This is a genomic window from Halomonas sp. IOP_31 (assembly GCF_021151495.1).
In the GTDB taxonomy this organism is placed as follows: Bacteria; Pseudomonadota; Gammaproteobacteria; order Pseudomonadales; family Halomonadaceae; genus Modicisalibacter; species Modicisalibacter zincidurans.
Map to the genome: position 1 here is coordinate 1 of NZ_JAIRBP010000008.1, position 15,349 is coordinate 15,349.

A 15,349-nucleotide genomic window follows, 5' to 3' on the forward strand; every position below is an offset into this window, starting at 1 on the left:
CGAGGCGGTCGGCATGGTACATTTCGTCATGGCGGTTGATGCGGTTGATTCTTGTGTAGGAGCTTGAATTATAACCGATTTTCAGCCGCTTTTTTCATGTCTGATGAAATATCCGGGCTAGGAGGAATGTCGCGCAGTTGCTGGTCGATGGGATAGGGAGACGCAACCACATAGTGCAGGAAGTGGTTTATGTCGTGGTGGGACGCCACGAAATCTTCCCGCTCCCGGTCCAGCCGATCGGGGTGGTTTTCAGTGTGGCCCGTAGTCAAGAACAAGTAATCTGCCGCTACGGAGCCTCCCCCTGTCAGGGTGATGGTGAAGCCGTTATTGGAGTTGCGCTGTAGATCAACCGCCTCACAGGGGTGGAGGTGGACGTCGCAGTACCGTTCGAGGCGTAGCACCAAATAGTGGAACACCCAGTTGAGATATTCCCCGAATAGTCGGCGCGGCAGGTAACTGTTAGAACCCATCGAGCTGTCGAGATACTGGGTGCCGGCTGCCCATTCATACAAACTCGGCCCGGGCAGTAGGGGACCCGCGTTCTCGATAGTCTTATCCATGAACATAGTGATCTGGGATGCCACCGTATTGAGCAACAGGTAGTCCGGCTGGTCTGGGTGATGAATTCCGGTGCCAGGCACACCAGGGTCGATAAGATGAAGTTGCAGACGAGGCGCGTTGGTTCCGTAGCTGGCATGCGCAGTGATGCGCTCCAGTACATTAATCCCGCGGGGGCCGAGCCCAACGATAGCGATCGATAATGTATCGCGCTGCATTGCTGACGTCTCCCTGACGATGACGCAGTTTTGAAAGGCCTTGGGAGGAGGCAAGGCATCCGCCGAGGCCTGAGCGATCAAAGCGCACCTCTCCAGTGCGCAACGTGGCGCAGGGATAGCGTACGCACCACGAATGCATTTCTAAAAACGATTTGTCGTGATATGCGCTATCTTGTTCTGAGATGACTTCGTCTTGGTTGGGAGATTCAGCATGCAACTCAAATCGGTACGTATCTTCATGGCGGTGGCTGAAACCGGTAGTTTCGTCGCGGCCGCCGAACGGCTTCATACAGTGCAGTCCAATGTGACAGCCCATATCAAAAAACTCGAAGAGGAGCTGGGCGCCCAGCTTGTGCACCGTACGGGGCGCGCCCGGCTCACTTCTGCCGGGCGCGCCCTGGTGGAATATGCGGAGCGCATGCTGACTGCTCATGACGAAGCGTTGAGCCTATTCAAAGGCAGCGAAAAGGCATGCAGCCGACTGCGCATCGGAGCCATGGAAACCACCACGGCGCTACGGCTACCCCCGATCCTGGCGGCCTACCACGCGGCGTATCCCGAGGTCGATATCAAGCTCAAGACCGGTCCAACGGCCGATCTGGTCGAAATGCTTATGGACGGACAGGTGGATTGTGTGTTCGTGGCGGGACGTCTCGAACATCGCCGCTATCACTTGCTCAAGGCGTTCAGCGAACAGCTCGTGTTGGTCGGCCCCAAGCCCCTGTCAGCCATGCCTGCCTCGGAAGAACTGCTAACCACTGCTTTTCTAGCGTTTCGCCAAGGGTGCAGCTATCGCCAGCGTATCGAACTGCTGCTGGCCTCCTATGGTGTCAATGCAGCCCGGATTTTCGAGTTCGGCACCCTGGACGCGATGCTCGGCTGCGTCTCTGCCGGGATGGGGTACACCGTCCTTCCCCGGGTGACGGTCGAGGCGCACCAGCATCGCTTCGGTATTCACTATCTGGAACTGCCGAAACCCATTGCGGAAGTCGATACCTACTTTGCTGCGCCAGAGCCAGACACCTGGACGCCGGCCCTGGCACGATTCGTCGATACCTTGCGCGAGGCGGTGATCATGGCCGAGCCGCGACACTCCGTAGTCTGAGAAGGGTATCTTTTTTCGTGATATCCAAATGCACAGACTGTCATTGGACCTCCGGCTGCCTAGGTATGAAGCTGAGTTGGCCGAAGCACTTTCTCGGCAGGCCGATTACCATGCCATGTAGCAACAGTGAGTGACGGATGTTTCAACAAGGACGGGTTATGCCAATAAAATTAATTCTGGCCGCACGCTGTACGCGATGTTTGGAGGGCTGGTCAAAGCTAGTTTCGCCAAAGTAGCTTTTCCTTGCTTGTAATGAATCCTTGGGCACAAGAAAAACATTACAATGTGCTTTAATCGATAGCCCTTCGGCTGGGAACTTGTCTGCTATATTTTAAGGAAAGGTTTAAAAGAGCTGCTTGCGAAGGAGGGACAATGAATAGAAGCTTAATCTATATAAAAAGCATTTCCGAGAACAATTTCATCAGCCTAGCAAAGAGTTTAGGAGATCTGGGCGAGCAGGCGGACGGTGGCATCATTTATACGGTTGCTACCGAAAATAATAAAATACTTCAGTCTTCTTCTAGAGGACAAGCAGCAATCCCTGCGCATACTGAATTTCCTTTTCAAGTGATACCACCAGCCCTTTAAAGGTGCCCCTATGCCGGGGCCGCGGGCGCCGCGCTGAGTCAGGTGGTCGCCAGCGCCGGGAGGAAGCTGGACATTTCGAAGGTGAATCACAAGAATAGCCCGGGACATTCGGCTGTCCCGAGGTTCCCGATGCTGGACGAGATTTTTGATGCCTTCGTCGAAGCCAGTCCTGCCTCCGTCATGGCGCGCGGATTGGCTGAGCGGCTGCTGCACCCCGAGCGGCTCGACGCGTGGTTCGAGCGCCTGGAGTCGACCCAATATACGCGTGAGCTGCTGTTCTCGTCGGTGTTCAGCCTGATGTCGCAGGTGGTCTGTGGCAGCCAACGGTCGATCAATGCCGCCTACCAGGCGGCCAAGGAGGAAGTCCCGACCTCCATCGTCGCCGTCTACGACAAGCTGAAGAGCATCGAGCCGCAGACCTCCGCGGAGCTGGTGCGCTACGCCGCGGGCGAGGCGCGTACGCTCATCGCGGGGCTCGACGGCGCACTGGCGCCGCTGCTGCCGGGCTATCGGGTCAAGCTCCTCGATGGCAACTGCCTGCCCGTCAGCGAGCATCGCCTCCAGGAGCTCCGCGCGATGAGCGCCGGCCCGCTGCCGGGCAAATCGCTGGTGGTGCTCGATCCGGCGTTGGCGCTGCCGATCGATGTCTTCCCCTGCGAAGACGGTCATGCCCAGGAGCGCAGCCTGCTCGAGGCGGTGCTCGGGACGGTCGCGCCCGGCGATCTGTGGATCGGCGATCGCAACTTCTGCACCAACGGTTTCCTGACCGGGATCGTCAATAGCGGCAGCCACTTCATCCTGCGCGAGCACAAGAAGCTCGCCTGGAAGCCCGTCGCGGGCTCGGTGCTCACGTTGGCCGGCAAGACGGAGACCGGCAGCGTCCGTCAGCAAAAAGTCGAGGTGGTCGACCCGCAGGGCCATGTCCATGTCTTACGCCGGGTGGAGCTCACGCTCAACCAGGCCACCCGCGACGGTGACCGCACGATCGCGCTATTGACCAATCTGCCGGCGCGCGTGGCGCCGGCACGCAAAGTCGCCGAGCTCTACCGCGAGCGTTGGACGATCGAGACCGCCTTCCAGGAGCTTGCGACGCACCTCAACGCCGAGATCCAGACGCTGGGCTATCCGCGGGCGGCGCTGTTTGGCTTCTGTGTCGCGTTGATCGCCTACATCGTCATGGCGGTACTGAAGGCAGCGATGCGCAGCATGCACGGTGCACAGACCATCGAGGCGAATCTCTCCGGCTACTATCTCGCCGACGAACTCTCCAACGTCTACCGCGGCATGATGATCGCGATACCCGAGCCCCATTGGCGGGGCTTCCGTGAGCTCGAGCAGACTGAGTTCATCAAGGTCCTGCGATTTCTCGCCGGCAAGGTCCGCCTCTCGCGATTCCAAAAGCATCGGCGCGGTCCGAAGAAACCGCCTCCAAAGCGCCAAAATGACAAAGGCAAGCCCCATGTGTCCACCGCGCGATTGCTCGCCGGAAGAAAGCGGTGATGAGGCGACCTTTAAAGGGCTGGTGATACCACCTAGGTACGTAGGTTTATGGTGCGAGAGTAATTCTGGCTCAGAGGGTGGAAGAACACTTGTATGCGAGATGAAGATAATTGCTGATTTATTGAGCGAAGAGGAGAAGCACACACTTAGCGAAAAGACATGGGATTTTGGGGGTGAAGCAGGTATGCAGCCAATAACTATAGATAACTTGGTAAGGTATAGCCATAACCTTTTTAAAACAAAATCTTATCATCCTACTCAAGATGGTCTTGAACGAGACGGATATCTAAGGGGTGGTGGTGTTATCGATAAAATAGAAGATTTATTTAATAGAGAGGCAGCTAGAATATTGCTTGAGCCTGGCTCTGCAGTTATTTGGAATAACCACATGTGTCTACACGGTCGTGAGCACTTTGCGCATGCTGACCGTAGGCTAAAACGTTGCGTAATTTACTAGAAATAGCCTGCGGGAGGCGATATGAATAATTATCTTAACAAGCCCATAATAGACAGAATGAGAGAGCTTGAGGAAATAAATAGCGAAGATGCAGAATTTGATCGAGAGTATGATTTGCGGTTGCGTCAGGTGCCGGCTGAGACAGGAGAGTTTTTAGCCCTACTAGCCAATGTGGCTCCTGAAGGCAATTTCATTGAAGTAGGCACAAGCGCAGGCTATTCTGCCCTTTGGATCTCTCTAGCATGTCGAAAGAAGTCAGCAAAGTTAACAACCTTTGAGATTCTTCCAAACAAGATTGACTTGGCGCGGGAAACCATTTTTAAAACTAACAGCGGAGATTATATAGAGCTTGTTTCAGGGGACGCAAGAGGCTATCTTGATTCTTTTGACAACATTTCCTTCTGCTTTCTGGATGCGACGAGCGATGTTTACATCGGGGTTTACGAGAAAGTCGTTCCGAGGCTTGTTAAAGGAGGTATATTAGTGGCTGACAACGCTATAAGTCACCGACAGGAAATCGAAAGTGTAATAGCTAGAGCAGAAGAGGACCCGCGCGTTGATAGCTCAATCATAGGCGTAGGGAAAGGTGAAATGGTGGTTGTTAAGAAATAATGCCTGGAGATGAATTAAATTTTTTCCTGTTTTCAGGAATGATAGGTGGCTTGGTAATAACGCCGGGTCCAAGCACTTTACTTGCATTTGTTGTTGCCGCAACATCGCCAGTCAAGCAATCCTATAGACTTATGCTAGGTGTTTTGCTGGCAATATTGTTGCTGACAGCAGTGACGTCACTATTGTCTTATATCTCTTATCTGGTGTCGCCTATATTTCTGAGGATGCTAAAGGCTGTAAGTTTATTTTTTATATTTTATATTGGGGTGAAAATGCTTATTTCTTATAAGAAGGCTCCTGACCCCGATAAAAATAAATCAACAAACAGTCCTTTTGCTAATGGTTTCGCTATATCCTTCTTTAACGCCAAACCCCTGGCTTTCTATCTTTCTTTCTTGCCAGGCATCGCCCAAACATCGGATGGATGGGTAGAATACATGGCTAGTTCCTTTGTCCTCATTGCCATACATATCTTTCTAGCATTGCTTAGCCTGTTACTGTATACATGGTTGGGGACAAAGCTATCTGCTGTTCTCTCAATACAAGCTCTGAATGTGCTTAGCTCGCTCGTTGGAGGGTTGTTGTTAATACTTGCAATCAAAATGCTATTAAGTTTTTTGGGCATACCTCTTGTTTGACAGTTTAGAGCGCGCTGCGCAACCCATGCTAGCTTTCTCTTGGTAAGCAGGATCGACTTATCTAGTGTAGATTAAGCAATTGCGGCTGTAGTAGTAAATGGCGATTCATGGCGTTTTTTTGCGGGCAGGACGGTCGGCATGGCCCAGGACAGGCTAGAGCAGTTCTACATCCCCGAAGAGCAGTCGATCTACCTGCTCAGCCACGACGATGCCCGCAAGCTCAAGGATTGGGTGGCGCTGTGCCGCGGCCAGCTCGAACAGCTCGGCTATCGCGCCATCGAGCTGGTGGGCAAGGGCGCCTACGGCTTCGTGTTCGCCGGCGTGCTGCCGCAGGGCGGGGCGCACGACGCCGAGCATGTCTTCAAGTTCTCGCGCATCACCCTGGCGCAGCATCTGCAGGACCGCCTCGAGGAGGAGGCGTTCATGCTCGAGCAGGTCGATCACCCGCGCGTGCCCCGGCTGGTCGCCTACCAGCGCCTCAATCGCCAGTCGATCCTGGTCATGGAGCGCGCCCCGGGGATCAATCTCGAGGAGTACTCGCTACGTCACGGGCGGTTGTCGCCGCGACTGGTGGTGCGCATCGCCGCTCAGCTGGCCGACATCCTGCGCCATCTACGCCGCGAGAACGGCCCGCACGCGCGGCCGATCGTGCATGGCGACATCAAGCCTTCGAACCTGGTCTTCGACCCGGCCACCGAGCGCATCGCGCTGATCGACTGGGGCTCGTCGGTATTCGCCCAGCTGGACGCCGGCCAGCAGTTCGTGACCACCAACGTCATGGAGCTGATGTCCGCCGACCTGCAGCACACCAATGCGCGGCTCGGCGACGTCTATTTCATCGGCGACGAGCAGTTGAACGGCGGATTGTCGTCGCCGCGCTTCGACGAGCAGGGCACGGCGGCCACGTTGTATGCGCTGGCCTCGGCGCAATCGTGCCGCTTCGGTCATCGGGCGATTCCGCCCACCGCGCTGGGCCTGCCGGTGGAGTTCGCGCGCATGCTCGAGGCGATGCTCGACCCCGACCCGGCGCGGCGTCACCGCGGCGGCGATCATTTCATCAGCGAGATGCCGCGCCTGGCGCGGCTGGTAATGCTCGACCTGGCCGAGCCGGCGGAGACCGCGCGGGTGCCGGTGTGGGTCAGGCCCAGCAACCGCGAGATCGATACCGTGGTCTACAGCTCGCGCAAGTCGTTTTTGCGCGAGGAGGCCGCCAGCGACACCTTGAGCGCAGTCAACGACGTCCAGCTCGACCGCTACTACAAGAATTTCATGCAGGGCATGGGCGAGACCGAGAAGGCGTTTCTCGCCGCGGTCAGCCGGCTCGGGCGCTACCCGGTGGTCGGCGGCCTGGCGGTGCGCTGGGAAAGCGACGGCGTATACATCGACAGCGTGCTCAACCTGCACGATCTCGAACTCAAGACGGCGTTCGTCGCGGCGGTCAACAACATGGTCTCGCTGGCGCGGGCGATCTATCGCCGTGGCGTCTTCAAGAGCTGCCTGTTCAACGCCCGCGATACCCTGCATATCGACCGTGATTCGCCCCAGGCGCCGTTCGAGCCCGCAGCGGAGCTGACGTTGCCCTACGAGGTCAGCGCGGCGCCCGATCTCGAGGATCACACCCGGGTGCACTCGTATTTCGAGGACGGCCCCGATCCGGAGGAGTTCCTGCAACTGCCGGCGACGATCATGGCCCAGCTCGAGGCGCTCAACGCCATCCATCACACCGGGCTGATCATCTTCGAGGCGCTGCCCACCCACCTCAAGATCCACAGCTACTACCGGCTGCTCGACCCCGCGCGCGAGACCGAATTCCGCGCCTGTCTCGATGCGATGCTGACGGCGGTTCCGCAGATCAGCGGGCTGGGCGTGTCGGGCTACATGAAGATGCCCTACAAGGACACCAAGGTGTTCTCGCATATCGACCGGCTGCCGGCGCGTTTCTATCCCCGGGATCCGCGTAGCGAAGCGTCACTGACGAACGGTTGAGGCAAACCGACTGGCCATCGGTTTAACACATGCTAAATACATGCGAACCTCGCAGGCGTAGCCTCGAGCGAGTCGTCAGGAAGGCGACAGGCAGTGACGAGACGGCGTTGCTGGGGCCTGCCTCCCCATCTACGTTTACAGGACGGACGGCAGCGCGCCGCATTACAGCAGACTAATGGAGGAGTTTGCGATGAAAGAGACTCAAGACCTGTTCCCGACCCGACTGGAACGCAAATTGGGGATGTTCGAGCGTATCGACCCGGTGGTCCATAGCGAAGGCGAGCAACGCAAGGGTCCGCTCAGCGAGGATGAACTCGACGAATTCGACCGCAAGGGTTTTCTCTCCTTCGAAAGCTTCTTCGGCGAGGACGAGATGCAAGCGTTTCTGCAGGAGCTGCGCGATTACGAGAGCGACGAGGATCTCAAGCTCTCGGAAGGCACCGTTCTCGAGCCCGGCAAGGAGGAGATTCGCTCGATCTTCGGCATCCACGAGGTATCCGAGCGGTTCAGCCGGTTGACCCGCGATCCGCGCCTGCTGGCGATGGTCCAGCAGATCCTCGGCGGCGATGTCTACATCCACCAGTCGCGCATCAACTACAAGCCCGGCTTCAAGGGCAAGGGCTTCGACTGGCACTCCGACTTCGAGACCTGGCACAGCGAGGACGGCATGCCGCGCATGCGCTCGGTGAGCTGTTCGATCATCCTCACCGACAACGGCGAGTTCAACGGTCCGCTGATGCTGGTGCCTGGCTCGCACAAGTACTTCGTGCCCTGCGTCGGGCGCACGCCGGAGAACAACTACAAGGAGTCGCTGAAGAGCCAGGACATCGGCGTGCCGGACGATGCCAGCCTGCGCGACCTGATGGTCAAGGGCGACATCGAAGCGCCCAAAGGGCCCTCCGGTTCGCTGGTGATGTTCGAGTGCAACACCCTGCACGGTTCGAACATCAACATGTCGTGCTGGCCGCGCAGCAACCTGTTCTTCGTCTACAACAGCGTCGACAATACGCTGCACGACCCGTACTGCGGCAACCGTCCGCGTCCCGAGTTCCTGGCCAACCGCAAGGACTGGCGGCCGCTGACGCCGGTTGAATGAGAATGCATTCAAAGCCTGCCTCACCCGGCTGCCGCGGCCAGGTTGAAGCAAGGGTCTTTCGCCATGGAGGGCGAAAGTAGCGTCCATGGAAGGATTCACAGCGCCCTTGCGAAAACCTGGCTCGGCAGTTGGCAGCCCGGTTCTAGAACGAGCAGGGCTGCATCGTCGGCTTTCAAGGGCGCTCGCGAGGGTGCCTTTTTCGTCGCCGGCTGGCTGCCCACGGATGAAGAAAGCGTGGCGAATCGGTACAATCGCGCACTTTTGCCGCTCGGCCATTCCCGCGCCGGTCTCTCTTGCCGGCCCTTCTTCGATTGGACCCTCAGTGATTTCCACAGCCAATATCACCATGCAGTTCGGGGCCAAGCCCCTGTTCGAAAACGTTTCGGTCAAGTTCAACAACGGCAACCGCTACGGCCTGATCGGCGCCAACGGTAGCGGCAAGTCCACCTTCATGAAGATCCTCGGCGGCGAACTCGAACCGTCGGCGGGGCAGGTGATGCTCGAGCCGGGCACTCGCCTGGGCAAGCTGCGCCAGGACCAGTTCGGCTACGAAGCGCATCGGGTGATCGACACCGTGATCATGGGCAACGTCGAGCTCTGGCAGGTCGCCGCCGAACGCGAGGCGATCTACGCCCAGGCCGAGATGAGCGAGGCCGACGGCATGCGCGTCGCCGAGCTGGAGACCCAGTTCGCCGAGTTCGACGGCTACACCGCCGAGGCGCGTGCCGGCGAGCTGTTGCTCGGACTGGGGATTCCCGAATCCCAGCATTTCGGCTTGATGAGTGCCGTGTCGCCGGGCTGGAAGCTGCGCGTGCTGCTGGCCCAGGCGCTGTTCTCGGATCCCGACGTGCTGCTGCTCGACGAGCCGACCAACCACCTGGACATCAACACCATCCGCTGGCTGGAAGGCGTGCTGACCACGCGCAGCAGCACCATGGTGATCATTTCCCACGACCGCCACTTCCTCAACAGCGTGTGCACCCACATGGCGGATCTCGATTACGGCGAGATCCAGCTGTTCCCCGGCAACTACGACGAGTACATGACCGCGGCGACCCAGGCCCGCGAGCGCATGCACGCCGACAACGCCAAGAAGAAGGCGGAGATCGCCGAGCTGCAGCAGTTCGTCAGCCGTTTCTCGGCCAACGCGTCCAAGGCCAAGCAGGCCACCTCGCGCCAGCGCAAGATCGACAAGATCAAGCTCGACGAGATCAAGCCGTCGAGCCGGGTCAGTCCGTTCATCCGCTTCGAGCAGAAACGCAAGATCCATCGTGGCGCGCTCAGCGTCGAGGGTCTGACCAAGGGCTACGACGGCACGCCGCTGTTCGAGAAGCTGGGGCTGCAGCTCGAAGCCGGCGAACGCCTGGCGATCATCGGCCCCAACGGCGTCGGCAAAACCACGCTGCTGCGCTGTTTGACCGGTTCGCTGGCGCCGGATCACGGCAAGGTGAAGTGGACCGACGCCGCCGAGGTGGGTTATTTCGCCCAGGACCATGCCGACGCCTTCGCCTTCGATGCCACGCTCTACGACTGGATGGCCCAGTGGACCGACGGCGGCGAGCAGGCTATCCGCGGGGCGCTGGGACGCATGCTGTTCTCCAGCGACGACATCGGCAAGTCGGTCAAGGTGATCTCCGGGGGCGAGCAGGGGCGCATGCTGTTCGCCAAGCTGGCGCTCGAAAAGCCCAACGTGCTGGTCATGGACGAGCCCACCAACCACCTCGACATGGAATCCATCGAGGCGCTCAACCTGGCGCTGGAACACTATCCCGGCACGCTGATCTTCGTCAGTCACGATCGCGAATTCGTCTCGTCGCTGGCCACCCGCATCCTCGACATGAGCGGCGAGGGCGTCACCGACTTCACCGGCCGCTACGAGGACTACCTGCGCAGCCAGGGCGTCTACGGTTGAGCGAGTCGGCGATTGGCGTGTCCAGTGCGCGATACCGTATGGTGAAACGTAAAGTTCTTCCGAGGTGAAGCCAACCGTGACTGACCAGAATCCCCGCTTTCAGGCCGCGCTCGAGCGGCTGGACGCCCTGCACGGCGAAGACCCGCGGCTCGAGCGGACCGAGGATGGCGAGCACATTCCCTATGAATTGCTCTATGCGCGCTGGATGAGCGAATGGCTGGGGCGCGTTGCCCCCGAGGCCAGCGAAGTGCTGCAACTGGCGGTGCGCGCCCAGCACCTGCAACGCTGGCGAATCCCGCGCGACGACTATCCCCGCGATCGCCCGGGCTACCTTGCCTGGCGGCGCGAGCTGGGACGTCGCCAGGCCGAGACCGCCGCCGCGGTGCTGCGCGAGAGCGGCTACGACCAGGCCAGCTGCGAGCACGTCGCGCAGATGATCCGCAAGGAGCGCCTGCGCAGCGATCCCGATGCCCAGGCGCTCGAGGATAGCGCCTGCCTGGTGTTTCTCGAACGCGAGTTCGCGGACTTCGCCAGCCGCCACGACGACGACAAGCTGATCCGCATCCTGCGCAAGACCTGGCACAAGATGTCGCCGCGCGGCCATGAACTGGCGGCGACGATCGGCCTGCCGCCGCGCGCGCAGCAACTACTCGAGCGCGCCCTGGCCTGAGCGGGTCCAGCTCGAAGCCGCTCAACGCAACTTGATAGGCGCAGATCGGCGACGTCGGCCGGCGGATGGAAGCTGTCGGGGTCGGCGTTTTGCCAGAGCCGCCTTCGCCGACGGTTGCGCGCGTTGCTGGCTCGGCTAGCCTTGTAGGTGATCACTGTCATTCGGCGAAACCATTAACAGTGAATTCGCAAAGGCAGGTGCAATACGCGAAGACGCCATGATGACCCAGGATGCGACAGCCCCGGCCTTGCCCTGGTGGCTGCAGGCCGGCGACGAGGAGTGTCCCTTCTGCCTGCGCCGCTACCACGTCGAGGCGGGTTATTACTGTATGCACTGCGACCAGCCGATCTGCCCGTTCTGCGTGGTCGAGTTGCGTGAGAGCCGCGAGACCGTCTGTCCCGACTGCCGAGAGGAGGTGTGACGATGAGCGCCCGTGCCATGTGGCGCGGCGCGCTTTGCTTCGGCGAGGCGCGCGTGCCGGTCAAGCTCTACGCCGCGCTGGCCGATCGCAGCGTGCATTTTCGCCTGCTGCATCGCAAGGACCGCGCCCCGGTCCGTCAGGTGATGGTCGAGCCCGAGGCCGAACAGGTGGTGCCCTACGCCGAGAGCCGGCGCGCCAGGCGCTCTATCAGCGCGCCCAGGAGATGGCTATCGCCGGGCGTAGCCAGATGACCAAGGCCGAACTCATCAAGGCCATCCAGGGTGCGGCCTAGTCCGCCCGGCGCTGGCCGCCCGTGCCCGCATGTACCACCGGCAATTCGCAGGCCCTGGCCAACGCCTCGGCTTTTCGGGCATTGGCGAACAGCCTCACCTCGAGCGGCCTGAACAGCTGATTCTCGACCGCGACCAGCGGGCGCAGCCAGCGTTGATCGGTCACCGCCGCGGCGCGGTGGAAATGGCTCAGCTGGCCGAGCTGGGTCAGGCCGTAGCCCAGGTCGCGCAGCAGCGCCGAAGCGCTCATCCAGCGCAGCGCATCGATCTCGGCGTACAGGCTGACCCGCGGGTGGGCCTGCTTGGCGGCCTCGATGGCGTCGATGGCGGTTTGCAGTTGGTGGGCGTCGAGCCGCCCGCTGACGCGCAGCGCGACGACGTGCGCAGCCGGGGCGGTGAGCAATTCGAGCATGGCGGCTTCCTCGAATGGGAACGGGCCTTTCAAGCGTAGCACTCGAAGAGCACAGTGCCTCGCCCTCCGGCAGCAGGTCGAGGACAAGTTCATGCCATACGCTGGCGGCGAAATTGCGCGGCAGGCTAGAATGCACCGCCGTCTCGAGTCGTCCGGAGTTTCCCGCATGCCTAGCCATCCCGACGTGGTCGTCATCGGCGCCGGCGCCGCTGGCCTGATGTGCGCGCTGACCGCCGGCTACGCCGGCCGACGCGTGTTGGTGCTCGATCATGCCAGCAAGCCGGGCAAGAAGATTCTGATGTCCGGCGGCGGGCGTTGCAACTTCACCAACCTGGACACCGCGCCGGCGAATTTCTTCTCGGCCAACCCGCACTTCTGCATCTCGGCGCTCAAGCGTTACCGCCCGGAGCACTTTCTCGAGCTGGTCGAGCGCCACGCCATCGAGCCGGTCGAAAAGGCTCCGGGTCAGCTGTTCTGTGCCGACTCGTCGCGGCCGATTCTCGACATGCTGCTCACCGAATGCGACTGGGCCGGCGTGGCGATTCGCCTCGCCACGCCCATCGAGCGCATCGAGCGTCACGCCGAGGGCATGCGCCTGAGTACCGCGGCGGGGCGGATCGAGTGCGGGGCGGTGGTGATCGCCACCGGCGGGCTGTCGATCCCCACGCTGGGGGCGAGCGGCTTCGGCTACGATGTCGCCCGCCAGTTCGGCCTGGCGGTGACCGAGACCCGCGCCGCGCTGGTGCCGTTCACCCTGACCTCGCAGTGGAAGGCGCGCGCCGCGGCGCTGGCCGGGGTCGCCTGCGAGGTCGCGGTGCGCTGTCGCGGCGGCTATTACCGCGAGCCGCTGCTGTTTACCCATCGCGGGCTTTCGGGGCCGGCGATGCTGCAGATCTCGAGCTACTGGCAGCCCGGCGACGAGCTCGTCGTCGATCTGCTGCCGGGGCTCGATGCCGGCGCGGCGCTGCGCGAGGAACGCCGGGCGGCGCCGCGACGGCTGGTGTCGACGTGGCTCGCCGAACGCCTGCCCAGACGCCTGGCCCAGGCTCTAATCGAATGGTACGGCGACGACGGGGTGCTCGCCGAGCGTTCCAACGCCCAGCTCGAGGCGTGGGCCGAGCGGCTCAATCGCTGGCGCCTCAAACCGGCGGGCACCGAGGGCTGGCGCACCGCCGAGGTGACCATGGGCGGCGTCGATACGGCGGCCCTTTCGTCGAAGACTTTTGCGGTCCGGGAACTGCCCCAGCTGCGCTTTATCGGCGAGGTGCTCGACGTTACCGGCGAGCTGGGCGGCTACAACTTCCAATGGGCCTGGGCCTCGGCGGTGGCCTGCGGCCTGGCGTTGTAGCGGCCCAGGGGCATCGCGTGGCGGCTGAGGTGACCGGGCTCCTCAAGCGCATGGCCGGCTTCGTGCGCCGCACCGGGTCGATTTCGCACTTGAAGGGCGTGAGATGGCGCCTACGCTGAGAGGGAAACTGACGGACCCTGCCCAGCGCAAAGGAGTGTACCCATGGCCCCGCTCGCTCATCAGCTCGCAAGCGACACCCTCGAGACTCGGCACACCAAGGAGTGGCTGCGCGATTATCAGCGCGTGCGCGCTGCAACCGAGCGCCTGTGCGCGCCGCTGCATCGGGAGGACTACATGGTCCAGAGCATGCCCGATGTCAGCCCGCCGAAATGGCACATCGCCCATGTCAGCTGGTTCTTCGAAGCCTTTCTGCTCATCCCTTTTCTCAAGGACTACCGGTCGCTCGATCCGGCCTACGACTTCCTCTTCAACTCCTATTACGAGACCCACGGCACGCCCTTCCCACGCCCCGAACGAGGCGTTATATCGCGGCCCACCGTAGACGACGTATACCGTTATCGCGCCCATGTCGACGAGGCCATGGCCCGACTGCTCGAAGCGCCGCCCGTCGAGCATGTCGACGAGATCCGCCGTCGCGTGGAGCTGGGGCTTCATCACGAGCAGCAGCACCAGGAATTGCTGGTCATGGACATCAAGCACATCCTGGCGCAGAACCCGTTGTGCCCGGTCTATCGTGATGACCTGCGCGACGATCTCGCCACGTCGCCGGCGGCCACGCCCGGCGAGCTGGCCTGGCTGAATTATCCCGCCGGCGTGCGCCTGATCGGCCATGAGTCGGCTACCGGCAGCTTCGCCTACGACAACGAGATGCCGCGCCACCGGCAGTTCGTCGAGGCCTTCGAACTCGCCGATCGTCCGGTCACCAATGGCGAATTTCTGGCGTTTATCCGCGATGGCGGCTATCGGCGCCCCGACCACTGGCTGGCCGATGGCTGGCAAAGGGTCAAGGACGAGGCGTGGACGGCGCCGCTTTACTGGGTGCAGCGCGATGACGGTTGGTATCACATGACGCTGGGCGGCCTGGTGCCGGTCGACGAGCACGCCCCGGTGTGTCATGTCAGCTTCTACGAGGCCGATGCCTACGCGCGCTGGTCCGGAGCGCGATTGCCCAGCGAGGCCGAGTGGGAAGTCGCCGCCGAGGGCGTGGACATCCACGGCAACTTCGTCGAGAACGATCATCTTCAGCCGGTGGCGAAAGCCACGGATGGCGCCGCGCCGGGCCGGCTATACGGCGATGTCTGGGAATGGACCGGCAGCGCCTATCGCCCCTATCCAGGCTTTCGAACGCTGCCAGGCAGCCTGGGCGAGTACAACGGCAAGTTCATGTCGGGGCAGATGGTGCTGCGCGGCGGCTGTTGCGCCACGCCGCGCTCGCACATCCGCGCGAGCTATCGCAACTTCTTTCCGCCCCAGGCGCGCTGGGCGTTTTCCGGCCTGCGCCTGGCCCGCGACGCATGAGCGCAGCGCAAGCGACAGGGCGAACCGCCCGAGGCGCTGAAACAGGGTCAATCAAGACG

The 15,349-nt window shown here is 61.2% G+C and carries 16 protein-coding genes; 14 read left to right on the plus strand and 2 right to left on the minus strand.

Annotated features, from left to right (window positions below):
- Positions 1–68: 68 nt before the first annotated feature.
- Positions 69–776, minus strand: a complete 708-nt coding sequence (locus tag K7I12_RS06130; protein WP_231663448.1) for an FAD/NAD(P)-binding protein — start codon at positions 774–776, stop codon at positions 69–71.
- 211 nt (positions 777–987) lie between these two features.
- Between K7I12_RS06130 and K7I12_RS06135 the strand changes: the two genes are divergently transcribed.
- The 12 genes from K7I12_RS06135 to K7I12_RS06190 all read left to right on the plus strand — a co-directional run bounded on the left by K7I12_RS06135 (position 988) and on the right by K7I12_RS06190 (position 12,012).
- Entirely contained in the window at positions 988–1,881 is an 894-nt protein-coding gene (locus tag K7I12_RS06135; protein ID WP_231663450.1) for a LysR family transcriptional regulator, read from the plus strand.
- A gap of 372 nt (positions 1,882–2,253) precedes the next feature.
- On the plus strand, positions 2,254–2,469 hold the full coding sequence (locus K7I12_RS06140; RefSeq protein WP_231663453.1) for a hypothetical protein: 216 nt from the start codon (positions 2,254–2,256) through the stop codon (positions 2,467–2,469).
- Positions 2,470–2,511: 42 nt separating this feature from the next.
- Positions 2,512–3,969: an IS4 family transposase gene (locus K7I12_RS06145; RefSeq protein WP_231663455.1), complete on the plus strand. Its 1,458-nt coding sequence runs from the start codon at positions 2,512–2,514 to the stop codon at positions 3,967–3,969.
- Positions 3,929–4,426, plus strand: coding sequence for a TauD/TfdA family dioxygenase (locus K7I12_RS06150; protein ID WP_231663459.1), 498 nt, complete (start codon positions 3,929–3,931; stop codon positions 4,424–4,426). The genes K7I12_RS06145 and K7I12_RS06150 overlap by 41 nt, the downstream gene beginning before the upstream one ends.
- 21 nt (positions 4,427–4,447) lie before the next feature.
- Positions 4,448–5,038 (plus strand): O-methyltransferase, encoded by a 591-nt coding sequence (locus tag K7I12_RS06155; RefSeq protein ID WP_231663461.1) that lies wholly within the window; start codon positions 4,448–4,450, stop codon positions 5,036–5,038.
- Positions 5,038–5,676: a LysE family translocator gene (locus K7I12_RS06160; protein WP_231663465.1), complete on the plus strand. Its 639-nt coding sequence runs from the start codon at positions 5,038–5,040 to the stop codon at positions 5,674–5,676. Before K7I12_RS06155 ends, K7I12_RS06160 begins: the two co-directional genes overlap by 1 nt.
- Before the next feature lie 138 nt (positions 5,677–5,814).
- Positions 5,815–7,662, plus strand: a complete 1,848-nt coding sequence (locus K7I12_RS06165) for a protein kinase domain-containing protein (RefSeq protein ID WP_231663467.1) — start codon at positions 5,815–5,817, stop codon at positions 7,660–7,662.
- A 190-nt stretch (positions 7,663–7,852) separates the two neighbouring features.
- Complete coding sequence (gene thpD, locus K7I12_RS06170; protein ID WP_031382972.1) at positions 7,853–8,758, plus strand: ectoine hydroxylase; 906 nt, start codon at positions 7,853–7,855, stop codon at positions 8,756–8,758.
- A gap of 322 nt (positions 8,759–9,080) precedes the next feature.
- The gene (locus K7I12_RS06175) at positions 9,081–10,670 is read left to right on the plus strand and encodes an ABC-F family ATPase (protein WP_035575144.1); all 1,590 of its coding nucleotides are present in this window, start codon (positions 9,081–9,083) and stop codon (positions 10,668–10,670) included.
- A 76-nt stretch (positions 10,671–10,746) separates the two neighbouring features.
- The gene (locus K7I12_RS06180; protein ID WP_031382974.1) at positions 10,747–11,340 is read left to right on the plus strand and encodes a DUF4202 domain-containing protein; all 594 of its coding nucleotides are present in this window, start codon (positions 10,747–10,749) and stop codon (positions 11,338–11,340) included.
- Positions 11,341–11,557: 217 nt separating this feature from the next.
- Positions 11,558–11,761, plus strand: coding sequence for a hypothetical protein (locus K7I12_RS06185; protein ID WP_031382975.1), 204 nt, complete (start codon positions 11,558–11,560; stop codon positions 11,759–11,761).
- Between the two features lie 2 nt (positions 11,762–11,763).
- Positions 11,764–12,012 carry a hypothetical protein gene (locus tag K7I12_RS06190; protein ID WP_031382976.1) on the plus strand — a complete coding sequence of 83 codons (249 nt, stop codon included), beginning with the start codon at positions 11,764–11,766 and terminating at the stop codon, positions 12,010–12,012.
- Positions 12,013–12,049: 37 nt separating this feature from the next.
- Here the strand turns inward: K7I12_RS06190 and K7I12_RS06195 are convergent, their stop codons facing one another.
- Positions 12,050–12,463 (minus strand): STAS/SEC14 domain-containing protein, encoded by a 414-nt coding sequence (locus K7I12_RS06195; protein WP_084173335.1) that lies wholly within the window; start codon positions 12,461–12,463, stop codon positions 12,050–12,052.
- Between the two features lie 166 nt (positions 12,464–12,629).
- Between K7I12_RS06195 and K7I12_RS06200 the strand changes: the two genes are divergently transcribed.
- A complete protein-coding gene (locus tag K7I12_RS06200) occupies positions 12,630–13,811 on the plus strand; it encodes an NAD(P)/FAD-dependent oxidoreductase (protein ID WP_031382978.1) in 1,182 nt (393 codons plus the stop codon).
- 162 nt (positions 13,812–13,973) lie between these two features.
- Positions 13,974–15,290 (plus strand): ergothioneine biosynthesis protein EgtB, encoded by a 1,317-nt coding sequence (gene egtB / locus K7I12_RS06205; RefSeq protein ID WP_031382979.1) that lies wholly within the window; start codon positions 13,974–13,976, stop codon positions 15,288–15,290.
- Positions 15,291–15,349: the final 59 nt, after the last annotated feature.